Annotated in this window: 14 protein-coding genes and 1 other RNA gene; 10 read left to right on the plus strand and 5 right to left on the minus strand. The window is 64.1% G+C overall.

The features are described 5' to 3' along the window. Positions 1–67: 67 nt before the first annotated feature. The 3 genes from HYG81_RS34845 (at position 68) to HYG81_RS34855 (ending at position 3971) form a co-directional block, all read left to right on the plus strand. On the plus strand, positions 68–2335 hold the full coding sequence (locus HYG81_RS34845) for a CDC48 family AAA ATPase (RefSeq protein WP_180840750.1): 2268 nt from the start codon (positions 68–70) through the stop codon (positions 2333–2335). Between the two features lie 156 nt (positions 2336–2491). Further along, positions 2492–2803: signal recognition particle sRNA (ffs, locus tag HYG81_RS34850), an RNA gene on the plus strand. Between the two features lie 361 nt (positions 2804–3164). Beyond that, entirely contained in the window at positions 3165–3971 is an 807-nt protein-coding gene (locus HYG81_RS34855; protein ID WP_180840751.1) for a LolA family protein, read from the plus strand. A gap of 27 nt (positions 3972–3998) precedes the next feature. Here the strand turns inward: HYG81_RS34855 and HYG81_RS34860 are convergent, their stop codons facing one another. The 3 genes from HYG81_RS34860 to HYG81_RS34870 all read right to left on the minus strand — a co-directional run bounded on the left by HYG81_RS34860 (position 3999) and on the right by HYG81_RS34870 (position 5528). Beyond that, positions 3999–4925: a mechanosensitive ion channel family protein gene (locus HYG81_RS34860; protein WP_180840752.1), complete on the minus strand. Its 927-nt coding sequence runs from the start codon at positions 4923–4925 to the stop codon at positions 3999–4001. Next, on the minus strand, positions 4922–5170 hold the full coding sequence (locus HYG81_RS34865) for a YhbY family RNA-binding protein (RefSeq protein WP_180840753.1): 249 nt from the start codon (positions 5168–5170) through the stop codon (positions 4922–4924). The genes HYG81_RS34860 and HYG81_RS34865 overlap by 4 nt, the downstream gene beginning before the upstream one ends. Before the next feature lie 79 nt (positions 5171–5249). Then, complete coding sequence (locus HYG81_RS34870; protein ID WP_180840754.1) at positions 5250–5528, minus strand: ribonuclease P protein component 4; 279 nt, start codon at positions 5526–5528, stop codon at positions 5250–5252. A gap of 330 nt (positions 5529–5858) precedes the next feature. On the opposite strand from HYG81_RS34870, the gene HYG81_RS34875 reads away from it, so the two are divergent. The 3 genes from HYG81_RS34875 to HYG81_RS34885 all read left to right on the plus strand — a co-directional run bounded on the left by HYG81_RS34875 (position 5859) and on the right by HYG81_RS34885 (position 10452). Then, positions 5859–7655 (plus strand): ABC transporter substrate-binding protein, encoded by a 1797-nt coding sequence (locus HYG81_RS34875; RefSeq protein ID WP_180840755.1) that lies wholly within the window; start codon positions 5859–5861, stop codon positions 7653–7655. 6 nt (positions 7656–7661) lie between these two features. After that, on the plus strand, positions 7662–8534 hold the full coding sequence (locus tag HYG81_RS34880) for a phosphatase PAP2 family protein (RefSeq protein ID WP_180840756.1): 873 nt from the start codon (positions 7662–7664) through the stop codon (positions 8532–8534). A gap of 139 nt (positions 8535–8673) precedes the next feature. Further along, on the plus strand, positions 8674–10452 hold the full coding sequence (locus HYG81_RS34885) for an ABC transporter substrate-binding protein (RefSeq protein ID WP_180840757.1): 1779 nt from the start codon (positions 8674–8676) through the stop codon (positions 10450–10452). An 89-nt stretch (positions 10453–10541) separates the two neighbouring features. On the opposite strand, the gene HYG81_RS34890 is transcribed toward HYG81_RS34885, so the two are convergent. Further along, the gene (locus tag HYG81_RS34890; protein WP_180840758.1) at positions 10542–10937 is read right to left on the minus strand and encodes a hypothetical protein; all 396 of its coding nucleotides are present in this window, start codon (positions 10935–10937) and stop codon (positions 10542–10544) included. Between the two features lie 128 nt (positions 10938–11065). On the opposite strand from HYG81_RS34890, the gene HYG81_RS34895 reads away from it, so the two are divergent. Then, positions 11066–11413, plus strand: coding sequence for a hypothetical protein (locus tag HYG81_RS34895; RefSeq protein ID WP_180840759.1), 348 nt, complete (start codon positions 11066–11068; stop codon positions 11411–11413). 584 nt (positions 11414–11997) lie between these two features. Here HYG81_RS34895 and HYG81_RS34900 read toward each other — a convergent pair. Then, positions 11998–12756, minus strand: coding sequence for a DUF2797 domain-containing protein (locus HYG81_RS34900; RefSeq protein WP_180840760.1), 759 nt, complete (start codon positions 12754–12756; stop codon positions 11998–12000). 210 nt (positions 12757–12966) lie between these two features. Here HYG81_RS34900 and HYG81_RS34905 point away from each other — a divergent pair, with 210 nt between their 5' ends. The 3 genes from HYG81_RS34905 to HYG81_RS34915 all read left to right on the plus strand — a co-directional run bounded on the left by HYG81_RS34905 (position 12967) and on the right by HYG81_RS34915 (position 16637). Continuing rightward, positions 12967–15195, plus strand: coding sequence for an alkaline phosphatase D family protein (locus HYG81_RS34905; protein WP_180840761.1), 2229 nt, complete (start codon positions 12967–12969; stop codon positions 15193–15195). Positions 15196–15270: 75 nt separating this feature from the next. Then, complete coding sequence (locus HYG81_RS34910; RefSeq protein WP_180840762.1) at positions 15271–15615, plus strand: BsuPI-related putative proteinase inhibitor; 345 nt, start codon at positions 15271–15273, stop codon at positions 15613–15615. 104 nt (positions 15616–15719) lie between these two features. Then, on the plus strand, positions 15720–16637 hold the full coding sequence (locus tag HYG81_RS34915) for a CbiX/SirB N-terminal domain-containing protein (RefSeq protein ID WP_180840763.1): 918 nt from the start codon (positions 15720–15722) through the stop codon (positions 16635–16637). The last annotated feature ends 1 nt before the right edge of the window (position 16638 follow it).

Raw genomic sequence — 16638 nt, forward strand, 5'->3', positions numbered from 1 at the left:
CGTTCACGCGTTCGAACGCGTCGGCGAGCGGTATCCATCACGACCAGCACGACCCCAATTCACGACCATGAGACTCCGCGTCAAGCCGCTAAAACGGAAGGACGCAGGCAGCGGTCTGGCCGCGATCGACCGCGAGATGATGGCCGAACTCGGCGTCTCGAGCGGCGAGTTCGTCGCGCTCGAGGGGCCGGAGGGGCGCGTCGTCGCGCGCGTCTGGCCGGGCCGCAGCGAGGACACCGGACGGGGTATCGTCCGCATCGACGGCCAGCTTCGACAGGCCGCCGGCGTCCGAATCGACGACGCAGTCGACGTCGAGGCCGCCGATGTCGAACCGGCCGAGCGGGTCACGCTCGCGCTGCCCGAAAACGTTCGCATTCAGGGCGACGTCGGCTCGTATCTCAAGGATAAACTCTCCGAACGGGCCGTCAGCCCCGGCGACACGTTCTCGCTGTCGCTGGGCTTCGGCCTCCTCTCGACGCGCTCCGGCCGGCGGCTGCCGGTCACCGTCGTCGACACCGAACCGAGCGGCTCCGTGGTCGTCGGCGGTGAGACTGCGGTCGAGGTAACTGAGCGAGATGCCGACGAGCTTTCGGTCGAAGCGACCGGCCCGCTCGAGGCCGGCGACGACACGGACGGCCAGCCGCCGGACGTCACCTACGAGGACGTCGGCGGACTCGACGACGAACTCGAGCAGGTCCGCGAGATGATCGAGCTGCCGATGCGCCACCCCGAGCTGTTCCGAGCGCTCGGCATCGAGCCGCCCAAGGGCGTCCTGCTGCACGGCCCGCCGGGGACCGGCAAGACCCTGATCGCCCGCGCGGTGGCGAGCGAGATCGACGCCCACTTCCAGACGATCTCCGGCCCGGAGATCATGTCGAAGTACTACGGCGAGAGCGAGGAACAGCTCCGCGACGTCTTCGAGGAGGCCGCCGAGAACGAGCCGTCGATCGTCTTCATCGACGAACTCGACTCCATCGCGCCCAAGCGCGAGGACGTCCAGGGCGACGTCGAGCGCCGCGTCGTCGCGCAACTGCTCAGCCTGATGGACGGCCTCGAGCAGCGCGGCGAGATCACCGTCATCGGAACGACCAACCGCGTCGACGCCATCGACCCCGCGCTGCGCCGGCCCGGCCGGTTCGACCGCGAGATCGAGATCGGCGTCCCCGACGCCGCGGGCCGCGAGGAGATCCTCCAGATCCACACCCGCAGCATGCCGCTGGCAGAGGACGTCGACCTCGAGCGCTACGCCGAGTCCACGCACGGCTTCGTCGGTGCCGACCTCGAGAACCTCGCGAAGGAGGCTGCGATGACCGCCATGCGGCGGGTCCGGCCCGAACTCGACCTCGAGTCCGAGGAGATCGACGCGCAGGCGCTCGAGGCCATCGAGATCACGGAAGCCGATTTCAAGAGCGCGATGCGGGGGATCGAACCCTCCGCGATGCGCGAGGTCTTCGTCGAGGTTCCCGACGTCAGCTGGGAGGACGTCGGCGGTCTCGAGGAGGCGAAAGAGCGCCTGCGCGAGAGCGTCCAGTGGCCGATGGAACACGCCGACGCCTACGAACGAGTCGCGCTCGAGCCCGCGAAGGGCGTCCTGTTGCACGGCCCGCCGGGTACCGGCAAGACCCTGCTCGCGAAGGCGGTCGCCAACGAGTCCCAGTCGAACTTCATCTCGGTCAAGGGCCCCGAGCTCTTCGACAAGTACGTCGGCGAATCGGAGAAGGGCGTCCGCGAGGTCTTCAGCAAGGCCCGCGAGAACGCGCCGACGATCGTCTTCTTCGACGAAATCGACGCCATCGCGAGCGAGCGCGGCAGCAGCGTCGGCGACTCCAACGTCGGCGAGCGCGTCGTCTCACAGCTCCTGACCGAACTCGACGGGCTCGAGGCCCTCGAGGACGTCGTCGTCATCGCGGCCTCGAACCGGCCCGAGCTAATCGACGACGCGCTCCTCCGACCGGGTCGGCTCGATCGCCACGTCTCTGTCGACGAACCTGACGAAGCCGCTCGCCGCGAGATCTTCGCGATCCACACCCAGGACCGTCCCCTCGCGGACGACGTCGATCTAGATGACCTCGCGGCCGAGACGGAGGGCTACACCGGTGCCGACGTCGAGGCCGTCTGCCGCGAGGCCGCGACGATCGCCGTCCGCGAACACGTCCGCGCCGAGGCGACCGGCGAGGAGCGCGACGTCGACGCGATCGAACTGACGGCCGATCACTTCGAGCGCGCGCTCGAGGAGGTCTCGCCCGAATCGGCCGCCGAGTTCGAATCCGGCCCGCGGGCCGGCGACTTCAACGAGGTCCTCGAGGGTGCCGAGACCGAAACCGAAGCCGAATGAGCGGCCTCGAGTCGCTGCTCCGCCCAGTGATCGGCCGTCCAGACGTCGAATCGGTAACGGGTACGGGCGGCCGATCACGGCGCGCTCGGTGAGTCGGCCGCCGCGCACTCGAGCGCGCTGAGACGAAAGGCCCATAAGTACCGATCGCCTATCGTGAACTGGACTAGGTCGGGCAGTTTGGCCCTGCTCGTCACCCGCGCTATGGTCATTAGCGGGGACCGAACACCGCGGGCGTCCGGTCAGACCGACCGGGGCCTCGGGAGCCAACAGAGAAGCCTCGTCCGTCGGGGACAGCGGTCTACGATGGCCGTCCGCAGGGACGCCCCATCGTGGTTAGTCGGCGACAGCCCATCAGGCGCGGAAGCGAGCAGTGGACCGCCGGACACCTGTCGCTCGACGGGTTGCGGGGTGGAGAAGGCAACCGAGATTCCCCCGGTCGGAACGCCGGGCAACCGCGGTTGTCCGCATTCATACCGACCTTTTACTCTGCATGAGCAGCGGCGCTGCGCGCCGCGCTCATTCGGTAAAAGGTCGATCAAAAGCACTCCTCCCTCCGTTCGTTTCACTCACATCGGTCGTCGGCCCGCTCGCTCCCTGACTCGCGGCCGTTGGCCGCTCGTCTTTCCGCGGCGCTTCGCGCCGCGCGTTCGGTCGCTCGCGGTCGGTACCGGGTAACCGCCTGCCCTCCCCCGAGTCGCGCGACTCTCACTGTCGTTCGAGCCGCGCTCCCGGCCACTGATTGTGTGATCCAACTCGAGACACCAGTCGGACCTCCATCCGGACACGATAACGGAAAAACTTACGTCAGTTCTTCTAAAGGAGTACACTAATGACGACTCGTCGATTCGCAGCCGTTCTCGGAGTCATCGTCGTGGGTGTTCTCCTCAGTGGCTGCATTGCCCTTGACTCCCCCTCGAGCGATCCCGACGATCCCGACGACCCCGATCCCGAAGCGGTGTTCGAAGGCGCGTTCGTTCACGCCGACGATCTCGAAGACGTGCAGGGGAATCGGACGAGCGAAGTGACCAACGGCTCCGTGACGATCACGGAACCCGTTCGGGTTCAGAAACGACCGTACGTCGACGAGCGGACCGAGGTGCTCGATGCATCCGATCCCGCCGTGGACGCGAGCACCTACGTGTCGAACGCGACGATGAACTGGTTGTATTTCCCCGATTCACAGGTGGCCAAGCACTTCGAACCGGACGAGCCGTTCGACAGTGAACGGGTTCGATCGAACCGAGCCGAGATGGCCGACGAGCAACTCGAAAAGTACGAGCTCGAGTACCAGGGCACGGAGCAGATCGCGGGCCGGGACGCACACGTTCTCGACGCCGAAGCGAAAAACGAGACCGTCGAGCGGGGTATTTCGGCGATCGTCGGCGATACCAAGTACGTCTACGCCCTCGAGACGAGCGATCCGGATCCGTCGGGCGAACTGCAGACCGTCGAACAGACGCTGTGGATCGACACGGAATACGACTACCCGCTCAAAGAGCGAGTCGTATTCGAGGAGCCCAACGGCGAGCGCATCGTCATGACCGAACAGTTCGAGTCGATCGCGTTCAACACCGGTCTCGACGACGAGACGTTCGCGTTCGAACCGCCGGAAAACGCGACGGTCGAGGAGTGGTGAGACGGCTGTCCATCACACTCACCGCGACTATTCTGCCGGCTGGACGACGCTCTGACCGCTCTCGAGATCGAGTCCGCCCTCGAGCGTCCGGACGGGGTAGGGGATGTCGATCCCTTCCTCGTCGAAGCGTCCCTTGACCGCGGTGACGTACTCCCCGCGGGTTCGAACGAAGTCGGAACGGGACGGGTTCGAGATCCAGATCCGCGACTGGAGGCCGACGTCGGAGTCGCCCAGTTCCGTCAGGCGGACGGAGGGTTCGGGGTCGTCCATGATGTCGGGGTGGCGCTCGGCCTCGTCGACGATGATCTCGGTCGCCTGCTCGATGTCGTCGTCGTAGCCGATCCCGAAGACGAATTTCAGTCGGAGTTTGTCGGCGTCGACGGGATTCTTGAGGACGCCCTCGGTGAGCGCCGAATTGGGAACCGTGAGTAGTTCGTTGTCGAACGTTCGTACGCGGGTGACGCGGAGGCTGATGTCCTCGACGGTGCCCGAGTAGGTGCCGTCCTCCCACTCGATCCAGTCGCCGATGCGGAACGGCTTGTCCGTGTAGATGAACACGCCGGCGACGAAGTTCGAGATGACGTTCTGCATCGCGAGCCCGACGGCGAGCGCGCCGGCCGCCGCGATGCCGGCCATCGAGACGAGGAAGTTCCCGAAGCCGGCGAAGCCGAAGGCGACCGCGAGCGCGAGGAACGCGACCCCGAACCGCGTAATCAATAGGAGCGGATTCTGGGCGTGCTCGTCCAGCTCGCGCCTGTCCAGGGCTCGCCTGATCAGCGGAACGAGTACCAGCCGACCGATCAGCCAGATCGCCGCGAGCGCGACGACGAATCGGATCGCCCCCTCGGCCATGTCGGCCTGAGCCGGAGTGAGCCACGCGTCCTCGAGCGCCTCACCGATCAGTCCGAGGCCCGTACTCCCGTTCTGAAGGGGGGTGACGGAACCGCCGTTCATCGATGCAATACTGCGGTGTGTCCGCGCGTATCGATGAGCTCCGCGTGGACGTCTTCGGCGAGATCAGCCGCTTTCTCCTCGGTCGAACTCCCGGCGCGGGCGGCCCGTAGGAACTTCACCTTCACGAGGTCCCTGTTGTTTAGTTGGTCGTCGAGTTCGTCGACGACGGCTTCGATACCGCTCTTGCCGACCCAGACGGTGACGTCGAGGTCGTGTGCGCGGCGCTTGAGTTCCTGTTGGTCCATACCCGGGTAAGGGAGGGACGCGGTTTCAATCTTCTCGATTCGATACGGACGGGCGACGGATAGTCTGTGATGCCGCGATTCAGTCGTCGTACGGATATCTCGCGTGGGCACCGCAATCGCAGGTGACGACGACGTGACCGTCCTGCAATCTGACGCGGGCGTTGGCCCCCGGCCGGAGATACGCATCACACCGGTCGCACGTAAACCGGCGAAACGTTCGCGGTAGTGTGAGTCGGTTTCGCTCTGCAACCCGCTGCGCGAGACGGACGTAGTAGCGGGCCCGGTCGGCGTCGCCGTCCGCTGCCGCCGCTCGAGCGAGGTCGTGAAGCCGTTCGATCCGTTCGACGGCGACGTCCATACCTACCGTTTCGCTGGTTGACCTATTGATGTTGCGCTCCGCAACCGGGGTCGATTCATCGTCGGGAATAGTAGCTACCGAACGTCAGCGTCTCCCCGACCACACGACAGGAGCGCGATTCGGAGTGAGCGACGCGAGCGAGAAACGTAGACTGTACAACGTCTAAACCGCTTTAGTTGGAACTATATCCCGTAAGATAGCTTCTGAACAGCCGGACACACATTCAAGGTGGAGATACCACGAGTAGAAAGATTCTTTACTGTGACACGTATTCGGTTATTATACGTAGTATTATTATATATCACATGATAGGAGGTGTTACATATCCGTATGAATTGGTCCCCCACTCCCTCTAAGGACGGCACTAGCAGGCGGTCGTTCCTAGCTGCCGGCGCAGCAGGGGCAGCAATCGCGACGAGCGGTTGTCTCAATAACGTACGGAGCGTGGTCAGTCGAACCGGCAACGACCAGCTATCCCTGACTATCACGACGATTCCGGCGGAAGGAGACAGACAGGGCATCCAGATCGCCCGCCGCCTCGAGAAGAACCTCGAGAAAGTCGGTATAGCGACCTCACTCGATATGCGGTCGCGGTCGGAGCTACTGGAAACGGTTCTGATCGAACACGACTTCGATATCTACGTCGGCCACCATCCTGCCGATTACGATCCCGACTTCCTCTACGAGACGCTCCACTCGACGTTCGCGAACGAATCCGGCTGGCAGAATCCCTTCGGCTTCACCAGTTGGGCGTTCGATGCGCTGCTGGACGCACAGCGACGAGCCGAGGGCGACGACCGAATACAAAAAGTCCAGTCGGTCCTGAAAGCCCTGGCACAGGAGAAACCGTTCGACCCGATCTGTATGCCCGACGAGCATCGTGTCGCCAGAGCCGGGCGCTTCGACGGCTGGGACGAGGCCGATCTCAGTACCCGTCACGGCTATCTCGGTCTCGAACCGGCCGACGGCGTCAATCAGCTGCACGCGCTCAAGAACGATGCTCGCGCGACGAATAATCTCAATCCGCTCTCGGCGACGATGCGAGAGCGCAATACGACGATCGACCTCCTCTTCGATTCGCTGGCAACGGTCAACAACGGCGAGGTGGAGCAATGGCTGGCCAAGTCCTGGGACTGGACGGAGCCGGACGACAGCGACCCAGAGTCGAACCTGACCGCGACAGTCACCCTCCACGAAGACTGCCAGTTCCACGACGGTGAGCCACTGACCGCCGAGGACGTCGCCTTCACCTATCGGTTCCTCAAGGATACGTCACTCGGACGAACACCTACCTCGTCACCAGCACCGCGGTATCAGGGCCACGTCAACGTGATTGACAATATTTCCATCGACGACGACGCTGTCGATGGGATGTACGAACTGCAATTTTCCTTCAACGGCAGTCGAGAGACCGCCAAGCGGGCGTTTACCGTACCGATCCTGCCAAAACACTACTGGCACGATCTGGTAGACAGACGGGCGTCAAGCGGTGACTTCACAGCTCCACAAGGGCGGTGGCTCGCCGTCACGGGGAACCACATCCCACCCATCGGAAGCGGTCCCTTCCAGTTCGACAGTCGAACCGCGGACGAGGAGCTCCGGCTTACCCGATACGAGGATCACTTTACACTCCGAGATGACAACGAGCTCCCCGAGCCGACCGTCGACGAACTCCGATTCGATATCGACCCCAGCAGCGCATCGTCGATCAGGCGGGTTGCCGGCGGCAGTGCGGACGTGACGGCCTCGGTCCTCGCCGCGTATACGATAGGAGCAATTCCCGACACTTCGGACATCGAACGGTTGCAAACCCCCTCACAAACCTTCTACCACCTCGGATTCAACGTCCGCAACGCGCCCTTCAGCAACACGCACTTCCGACGCGCGATCACGCAGTTGATCGACAAGGAAGCGATCGCCAAAGAGGTGTTCTACGGGAACGCGACTCCCGTCGCAACGCCGGTCACCGACGAGTGGGTGCCCGAGAGCCTCGAGTGGAACGGCGAAGACCCCGTAATGCCGTTCGTCGGTTCGGACGGAGAACTCAACGTCGAAGCGGCGAAAGCGTCGTTCGAAACAGCCGGTTTCCGGTACGATGATAACGGTCGGTTGCTTGGAGGCAACTAGGTCCCAATGCTTGCCGAGGTGCTGACGCAGCTTGTCATTGTAATCGCGATTCTGGTGCCGGTGTCGATCATCCTCTTCATCGGCCGTGAGCGCCTGGCTCAAACGCGCACGGAGTGGCGAAGTCGACTCCGGACCGTTGCCCCGGTAGTCGCCGTGTTGCTCGTCGTGTTACTGATCAACCGGGTCGCCCGACAGACGGCACCGAAGCTTTCGCGGGAGGTCGGGATCCGTCTGACGTGGGCGTTTTACGAGATCGAAGGGGAGTTTATCCTGATCTTCCAGTCGATCCAGACGGCGGAGATGTCGGCGTACTTCTCGTCGATCTACATCTACGGCTACACGTTCCTGCTGATCTTCCCGATTATCGCCTACTTTACGCTCTCCGATACACGGATCTTTCGTCGGCTACTGACGGCCTACGCACTCAACTACGCGATCGGATTGGTCCTGTATATCGCCGTCATCGCGTACGGCCCCCGGAACGTGATGCCTGCCGAACTCACGGAGCGAATGCTGTACGATACGAACCCGCAGTACCAGTTTCTCACGCAGGAGGTCAACGCTAGCACCAACGTCTTCCCGTCGCTCCACACGTCGCTTTCGGCGACCGTTGCGGCGTTCGCATGGCAGACGCGGGCAGCGTTTCCGAGGTGGGTTCCCGTTGCAATCGTGTTAGCAATCAGCGTCGCGATTTCGACGATGTATCTCGGCATCCACTGGGGACTCGACGTTACGGCAGGGCTGGTGCTCGCCGCCGGTTCTGTCGCCCTCTCGGACCAGCTCGTCGACCGCTGGTCGCTCGAGGAGCTAGCCGAGATGCTCGGCGATCGGTTCCCCTGGCTGCAGGAGCGACTCCCCTGGCTGCAGGAACACGATTGAAGCCAGGGCTCTCCATCCGGCTCCGTCGACGGATTTTCCACACCGCACACGTTGTCGACAGGACCGTGGTTACCCCCTCATACCTTCTGAGAACATAATGCTGTTATATCGTGGCGAGTAACACTAGGAGACGACCAAAATGATCGGACGACGGGCCGCCCCAAAACGCAGCAGCCGCGACACTGACGGCACCTCCATCAGCCGTCGGGCCGCGCTGGCAGCGACCGCCGGTCTGACGGTCTCGACCAGCGGTTGCATTCAACGACTGCAGGATTTCGTTACCCGGGACAACATCGACCAACTCTCCCTAACGATCACCACCCTCCCCGACGAAAGCGACAGAGCGTGCATCAGGATCGCGAACGAACTGGAACGTGCGTTCAAATCCGTCGGGATCGACGTCTCCTACAGGGTCCGGTCGGACATCGACTTCCACCGGACGGTGCTGTACGACCACGAGTTCGACATCTGCATCGGCCGCCACCCAGGCGGAACCGATCCCGACTACCTCTATGAAGCGTTGCACTCGCTGTACACCGACGAATCGGGGTGGCAGAACCCCTTCGGCTACACCAACCTGATCGTCGACAACCTCCTCGAGAAGCAACGCCGTACTGAAGGCGAGGTGCGCCAGCGGGCCGTCACGAACGTCCTTGAGGCGATTGCGGTCGAACAGCCGTTCATTCCGATCTGCGTCCCCGATGAACACCGGGCCGTCAGAACGGATCGGTTCGCCGGCTGGAGCGAAGACCACCTCGCGACTCGTCGCGGCTATCTCGGTCTCGAGCCGTCGGCCGGCGTCGAGACGCTACGCGCCACCCAAACGGATTCCAGACCGACGGCAAACCTCAATCCCCTCGCGGCCGACTATCGCGGTCGCGGAACGATTACTGACTTGCTCTACGACTCGCTGGCGACGGACGACCCCACTGGTGACGTTCACCCGTGGCTCGCAGAGTCGTTGGACTGGGACGGGGATACGCTCGATATCTGGCTGCGAGATGACTGCGAGTTCCATGACGGCAAAGCGGTCACCGCCAGCGATGTGGCGTTCACGTACGAGTTCCTCGCAGACATGTCCCTCGGAAACAACGAGGGTGCCTCGCCTGCACCCCGGTTTCGCGGACAAGTCGAGGCCGTCGAAACGGTCGACGTCCTGGGGAACGATCACCTCGAAATTTCGGTCGATACGAACCAGACGGTCGGTGAACGCGCCCTTCTCGTCCCGATACTCCCCGAACACATCTGGCGCGACCGCGCAACCGACGCCAGGGGGCCTGGCGGTGTCAGCATCTCCCAGGGGACCACGAGGGCGGTCGTGACGGACAATACCGAGCCGATCGGGAGCGGACCGTTCCAGTTCGTGGACCGAACCGAAGGCGAGCAACTCACGTTCGAGCGGTTCGACTCCCACTTTACGCTCGAGGACGACATCGAGCTTCCGGCACCGACCGTCGAAGAGTTCTCGATCGGAATCGTCCCGAGCGGGAAGAGCGCGGTTCAGGCCGTCGAGGGCGACGACGCAGACGTTACGATGTCGGCACTCGAGTCGCACATCATCGACGAAGTCGACCGGTCCGGCAGCGGTCGATTAATCGAGTCGCCGTCGTGGACGTTCTACTTCCTCGGCTTCAACGCACGGAGTGCACCGTTTAGCAATCCGCGATTCCGGCGCGTTCTCGCACAGTTGATCGACAAGGAATGGCTGGTCGAGGATGTGTTCCACGGAAACGCACGACCCGTCGCGACGCCAGTCACCGAGGAGTGGGTGCCCGAGAGCCTCGAGTGGGACGGCAGCGACCCCGAGACGCCGTTTCTGGGCACTGATGGCGAAGTGAACGTCAACGCGGCACGAATGGCGTTCGAAGACGCCGGCTTTCGGTACGACGATCAGGATCGACTCCGGGTTAGACAGTAAGCGCTGCCGAATCGGGAGCCGCTCATGACACAGTTCTCGCGTCGCTCGTCGATACGGATAGACGACAAAACGGGACGGTGAGACCGGTACTAGTCCTCGAGCGCGTCGGCGATGCGCTTGAGCGCGCGAGTCTGGTCACGCAGTTCGTCGCGCATCTGTCGGACTTCGCGGACGAGTTCTTCGTTGCTCTCGTCCTGTCCGCCGGGGCCGCCGGGACCAGCGCCCGGGCCGCCTGGTCCGGCACCGGGGCCGCCACCGCCGCCCATCATACCGCCCATCATCTGAGCGAACGGGTTGCCGCCGCCGCCCATGCCGCCGGGGCCGCCGCCGCCACCGCCGCCGAACGGGCTTTCGGGGGGCTCGCCCTCGCCTTCTCCCTCTTCGGCGCGTTTTTCGCGGATCTCCTCGACTCGCTCGCGGAAGGATTTCTCCTCGCTACCTTCGCTTGCGTCGTCTCCGTCGGGGGAGTCGTTTTCGTCCGTCATACCATCCGATTCTGTAGCGGCGGGGAAAAGGGTTGCCATGTCTCGAATGAGCACGGCGGCCCGACCGTCGACGGGTCATCGATCGTTGCCTGCAGAAGATGCAACCGGGCGGCCCCGGTAGCGATCATATGGCCGGCGACAACCCCGCTCGAGAACCGATCGTCAGCGAGGGACCATACGCCGTCGTCGATAGCTCGAGCGACGACACCGAGACGTATCGACTCGTCGTACTCGACGACGATGCCACCGAGACCGAATCTGCAGACGGGATACCGGTCGACGACGCGACGGTCGACGACCTCGCGGCCGCAGTCGAACGGCTTCGCGGACGCCTGTCTGATACCAACGACTCGCCGGAATCGGTCGAACTGACCTGCCACGAGTGTGGCAAGAGCTGGACCTACACGGGATCCGACGAGTATGCCTCGTGTCCGAACTGTGAGGCGGCGGTTCCACTCGAGGGAATCGGCCCGTAAACCCACTGGTGATTCGGTGATCGAGTCTACAGCCTTACTCAAGACCTGGTTCGATGACGCTTGGTAGAGAGACACCTGTCATTTCAGATGGAGTAACCGACGTGCGGTGGCGCACGCTGTGCCGCGGCGAACTGCGAGGCCTGAACGAAGTGACGGCCTCGATAGTGTGAGCGGTGACCGCAGGGAACCGCGAACAGACTGTGAGCCGCGGCTCAAAGCCGTGCGAGGTCTTCGCGAACTTGTGAGCGAAGTCGTTCGAGACGGCTTTGACGTCTCGTGATGCGAAAAATCTCCGATTTTCAGTAGCTTGTCAGAGCGTGCTCTGACAGTGGATGAGCGAAGGAGCGAAGTGACTGAGCGTTAGCGTGGGACCGACGGTCCCACGAACCATCCGAATAGTGCGAGACCTCCGGTCTCGCAGACCATGCGAACGGGCCGTCGGCCCGTGAGCAGACGGGCGCGGAGCGCCCGTGAGGAGAAATCGGCTGGGGAGGGTGTGGCGATTCCGTGCAGCCACGATAGCAGAACGCTCTTTCCCACCGTTCTAATTCGTCAATCGAAGATCGTCATCTCCCTGTAGAAAGTTACCCGAACGATCCCAGTGACGACTGCAGATCGCGATTCGACGGCCCCTCCTTGAGGTCGTGGCCAACTAAATCACGCATGTCCACGGCGTAGGTCGTGCCGCCGTTTGCGAGCACGACCAACCGTCCTTTCACGCCGACAACAGTCCCCGAGGCGATCGTCTCGCGAACGGGGCGGGCCTCGAGGTCGATCCCGTAGTCGAAGTCGAACCGCTCGAGGACGTCGAACTCCGCCAGCACGTCCGCCCACGCTGCCTCGTCGACCGTCGCGGCTAGCGAGGCGACCTTCGCCGGCGTCCGGACCCGATCGACCAGCCGCTGGGCGATCTCGGCCTCGATCTCGCGGGCGATCCGACCGTTCGAGACGGTGTGAATGTGGGCTGCGCGATCGGCTCCCTGTTCGCGCAGCCGGGTCTCGAGCCGCCGGTGTTTGGTGACGCCGACCTTGAACGTGTCGGGGGCGAAGGCCGCGATGTAGACCGCGTGCTCCTCGTAACAGTCCATCTCGTCTTTCAGACAGGTGCCGGTACAGCGGGCGCAGACCCACGTGCTCGTGTGGTATTCGCAGTAGGGGGCCGACGGCTGATCGCAGGCGACGTGCGTCCCCTCCTCGTCGATCGTCCCGGCGCAGTGTCGATCCCCGAGCGAGTACGCGAGGTCCTCGCCGGCCTCGAGCGGTCGGTGATCGAGCTCCCCGTCGGCGTCGCTCACCACCAGTGCTGAACCGTTCCCGCTCGAGTGGTAGCCGACCAGTTGCACGAATTCCGGTTGGAACCGAGCGCAAATAGACGTAGCGCTCCCGACGCAGGACGATGCCCTCGGCTCTCGTCGGCAGGGTTCGGATCCCCGCTGCTACAATCGTATACATACCGGTACGTCTGCAGCCGTATCAGTCCGGACAGAACACAGCTTAATTTATATAAAATATATACATTATTGTGTCGGTTCGGGGGAGAAGCTACCGCAGTCATGCCAGGCAGACATTCCAACGGACGAGACGATTCGGCGACGAACAACCGACGGGGATTTCTCCAGACCATCGGACTGGCCGCAGCGTCGACCGGCCTCGTCGGAACCGCAGCGGCGGACCCGGAATCGGACGAAACGGACGGCGGGAGCGATGACGGCGGTGAGGGTCCTCTCGTCGAACTCACACACGGCGTCGCCGCGGGCGACGTTACCGCGACGACGGCGACGGTCTGGGCGCGTGCGGAACGCGACGCGACCGTCCACGTCGCGTACAGTCACGATCAGACGTTCGACAGCGTCGGCTACGATCGGACGACGGTCGACGGCGAGACCGACTACACCGGCCACGTCCGACTCGAGGGGCTCGAGTCCGGCACCGAGTACCGCTACCACGTCTGGGCAACGACGACTGAGACGACGTATCGACCGCTACGCGACCGAGACGACGGTGCGGGGGCTGGAGGACAGGGCCGAAGCGGGGAAAACGGCTCGAAACGATCCAGTCGGAACGGTCGTGGACCGAAGGGAGAGACCCCGAATACCCCCGAAAACGGACGCGGACCCCGGAAGAATCAGGGGAACGGTGAGGGACCGGCCGACGACGCGATTCCCGCTGCGGTCGAAAGCGGGACGTTCGTGACGGCACCGGCCCCCGACGACGAGGCGAGCGTCAGCTTCGCCTGGAGTGGCGACACGTGGGGCTACGGAGACGACCCGATCGAGCCGCCCTTCCCCGGACTGCGGTCGATCGCCGAGCGAGAGCCGGACTTCTTCCTCTATCACGGCGACACGATCTACGCCGACGCGCAGACGCCGGCCGGGAAGATCACCGAGGACACACCGATCGACGAGTCGCTCGAGATCTACCGTGACAAGTACAAGGAGATGCGCGATCCGCCAGCAGAGATCGCGGAGCGGACGAATCTACGGGAGCTGCTCGAGTCCACGTCGGTGTACACCGTCTGGGACGATCACGAGGTCATCAACAACTTCGCGGGGCCGATCGAGCCGCTGATGCCCGAAGGACGGCAGGCCTTCCGGGAGTACTGGCCGCTCGACCGAGACGACGACGCCGAACCGGGCGAGTCGAACCGGTTCTACGATTCCTTCCGCTGGGGGAAACACGTCGAGCTGTTCGTCATCGACACCCGCCAGTACCGCGATCCGAACGTCGACCTCGACTCGAAGACCCTGCTGGGTCGCGAGCAACTCGAGTGGCTGAAGGGGGCCCTCGCCGACTCCGACGCGACGTGGAAGCTACTCGCCTCGCCGGCCCCGCTGGGGTATCCGTCGGACTCGTGGGCGACGCCGGCCGATCGAACCGGCTACGAGGCGGAACTCCTCGAGGTGATCGAGCACGTCCAGACGGAACCGATTTCGAACCTGGTCGTCGTCGCCGGCGACGTTCACAAGTCGGTCGTGGGCGCGTTCGATCCGGACGACGACGGCGAGTTCGAGTTCGTCGAGGCCATCGCGGGGCCGCTGGGTGCGCCGGCTGGCGAACCGGACGATCTCTATCCGGCACTCAATCCGACGGAGTTCTTCGCCAAGGGCGAGTACGCCAACTTCGGTACCATCGAGGTCGACGAGTCCGGCGAAACGCTGACGATCGGCATGTTCGACGAACACGGAACCGAGCAGTTCACGAAGACGATTCACACGGACGATATCGACGCCGGGGCCGATCCGGCGTCGGCGGACCGCATCGAGAGCACGTTCGACGGAGACGCCGACGGCTGGCTCATCTCGCAGAACGGCGGGAGCAATCGTCCCGTCTACCGCGAGAGCGGCGGCAGTCCCGGCGGCCACATCAGCGACGAGGAGAACCAGGGCGGCGTCGCGTGGTACTATCAAGCGCCGTTCAAGTTCCTGGGCGACCGGGAAGCGTTCTACGGCGGGACCCTCTCCTTCGACCTGCGACAGGCACAGACCGACGGCCAGTTCGACGCCGAACCGATCGAGGGCGGGGACGTTCTCCTCGCGAGCGGCGACACGAAACTCGTCTACGAGTTCCGCGGGCCGGACAGCAATCCGGGCAAGGAGTGGTCCACGTTCGAAGCGCCGCTCTCGGCCGATGCCGTCTGGATCGATCTGACGAGTCAGGAGCCGATCGCGACCGAAGAGCGCTTCCGCGAGGTCCTCGCAGATCTCGAGACCCTCCGGATCCGCGGCGAGTACCGATCGGGCGACGACACGAGCTACCTCGACAACGTCGTCCTCTCGAGGTAGCACGGTTCAGTCCCGCCATTTTTTGACATCGAGGGCCGGCCAAGACCTATCCGCGACGGTCCCCAACCTCGAGCCATGAGCCTCGAGGGAACGCTCGAGACGGCCGGTGGTGACGCGGGTGACGCCGTATTGTTCGTGTTTACCGTCACCAACGCGGGCGACGAGACGGTCGAACTCGAGTTTACGGACGCGTGTACGGCGGAGTTTGTGCTCACGGCGGACGGAGCGGAAGTCTGGCGGTTCTCCGAGGGTCGCGTGTTCGCGCAGGTGATCAGTTCGGACACCCTCGCCCCCGGCGAGTCGACGACGTACGAGGCGGAGTGGTCCGACCCCCAGCCGGGAACGTACACCGCGATCGCGGAGCTGCGAGCGACCGACGAGAGCTGCGAGGCGCGAACCGACGTTTCGGTGCCGTCGTGAGAGCCGTCGTTTGCGGGGTCGAACCGGATCCAGCGCCGTCACCGGACCCGGCGACGAGGGCCGGCAGCGAAGTCCCTATACCGTCTCCATCCTAAGCGCCGACCATGCAAGCGCTGGTCATCGCGGCACACGGATCGCATCTGAATCCGGACGCCTCGGATCCGACCTACGCCCACGCGGATACCATCCGCGAGACGGGCGCGTTCGACGAGGTCCGCGAGGCGTTCTGGAAGGAGGAACCCCACTTCCGCGAGGTGATCCGCACCCTCGAGTCCGACGAGGTGTTCGTCGTCCCGCTCTTCATCAGCGAGGGGTACTTCACCGAGCAAATCATCCCGCGGGAACTGCGCCTCGAGGACTGGGATCCCGACAGGTGGGAGTCGGACGGCACCAGCGCATCACAGGCCACGCTCGAGGCCGAAGACGTCGGAAAGACGATCCACTACTGCGGGCCGGTCGGCACGCACGACGCGATGACGGACGTAATCGTCCAGCGGGCCGAGACCGCGACCGAGAATCCGGACGTGGGGGAGGGATTCGGCCTCTCGGTCGTCGGCCACGGCACCGACCGGAACGAGAACTCCGCGAAGGCCATCGAGTACCACAGCGACCGAATCGCCGAGCGCGACCGCTTCGACGAGGTGAAAGCGCTGTTCATGGACGAGGAGCCCGAGGTCGACGACGTGACGGACTACTTCGAGAGCGACGACATCGTCGTCGTGCCGCTCTTTATCGCCGACGGCTACCACACGCAGGAGGACATCCCCGAGGACATGGGGCTGACCGAGGACTACCGGCTCGGCTGGGACGTGCCGAGCGAGGTCGACGGCCACCGGATCTGGTACACCGGCGCCGTCGGCACGGAGGACCTGCTGGCCGACGTCCTCCTCGAGCGGGCGGCCGACGCCGGAGCCGACATCGGCGACGCCCGCGAGGCGGTCCGCGAACTCGCCGCATCGGTCGCCGAGACCGGGGCCGACTCCGGTCCCGAACCGAACGCTGGCGCGGGTGCGGGGGACTGAC

The organism is Natrinema zhouii (genome assembly GCF_013456555.2).
Classification (GTDB): Archaea; Halobacteriota; Halobacteria; order Halobacteriales; family Natrialbaceae; genus Natrinema; species Natrinema zhouii.

Coding starts and splice junctions, on each gene's coding strand:
- HYG81_RS34845 (WP_180840750.1), top strand. CDS start 68: ATGAGACTCCGCGTCAAGCCGCTAAAACGGAAGGACGCAGGCAGCGGT.
- HYG81_RS34855 (WP_180840751.1), top strand. CDS start 3,165: ATGACGACTCGTCGATTCGCAGCCGTTCTCGGAGTCATCGTCGTGGGT.
- HYG81_RS34860 (WP_180840752.1), bottom strand. CDS start 4,925: ATGAACGGCGGTTCCGTCACCCCCCTTCAGAACGGGAGTACGGGCCTC.
- HYG81_RS34865 (WP_180840753.1), bottom strand. CDS start 5,170: ATGGACCAACAGGAACTCAAGCGCCGCGCACACGACCTCGACGTCACC.
- HYG81_RS34870 (WP_180840754.1), bottom strand. CDS start 5,528: ATGGACGTCGCCGTCGAACGGATCGAACGGCTTCACGACCTCGCTCGA.
- HYG81_RS34875 (WP_180840755.1), top strand. CDS start 5,859: ATGAATTGGTCCCCCACTCCCTCTAAGGACGGCACTAGCAGGCGGTCG.
- HYG81_RS34880 (WP_180840756.1), top strand. CDS start 7,662: ATGCTTGCCGAGGTGCTGACGCAGCTTGTCATTGTAATCGCGATTCTG.
- HYG81_RS34885 (WP_180840757.1), top strand. CDS start 8,674: ATGATCGGACGACGGGCCGCCCCAAAACGCAGCAGCCGCGACACTGAC.
- HYG81_RS34890 (WP_180840758.1), bottom strand. CDS start 10,937: ATGACGGACGAAAACGACTCCCCCGACGGAGACGACGCAAGCGAAGGT.
- HYG81_RS34895 (WP_180840759.1), top strand. CDS start 11,066: ATGGCCGGCGACAACCCCGCTCGAGAACCGATCGTCAGCGAGGGACCA.
- HYG81_RS34905 (WP_180840761.1), top strand. CDS start 12,967: ATGCCAGGCAGACATTCCAACGGACGAGACGATTCGGCGACGAACAAC.
- HYG81_RS34910 (WP_180840762.1), top strand. CDS start 15,271: ATGAGCCTCGAGGGAACGCTCGAGACGGCCGGTGGTGACGCGGGTGAC.
- HYG81_RS34915 (WP_180840763.1), top strand. CDS start 15,720: ATGCAAGCGCTGGTCATCGCGGCACACGGATCGCATCTGAATCCGGAC.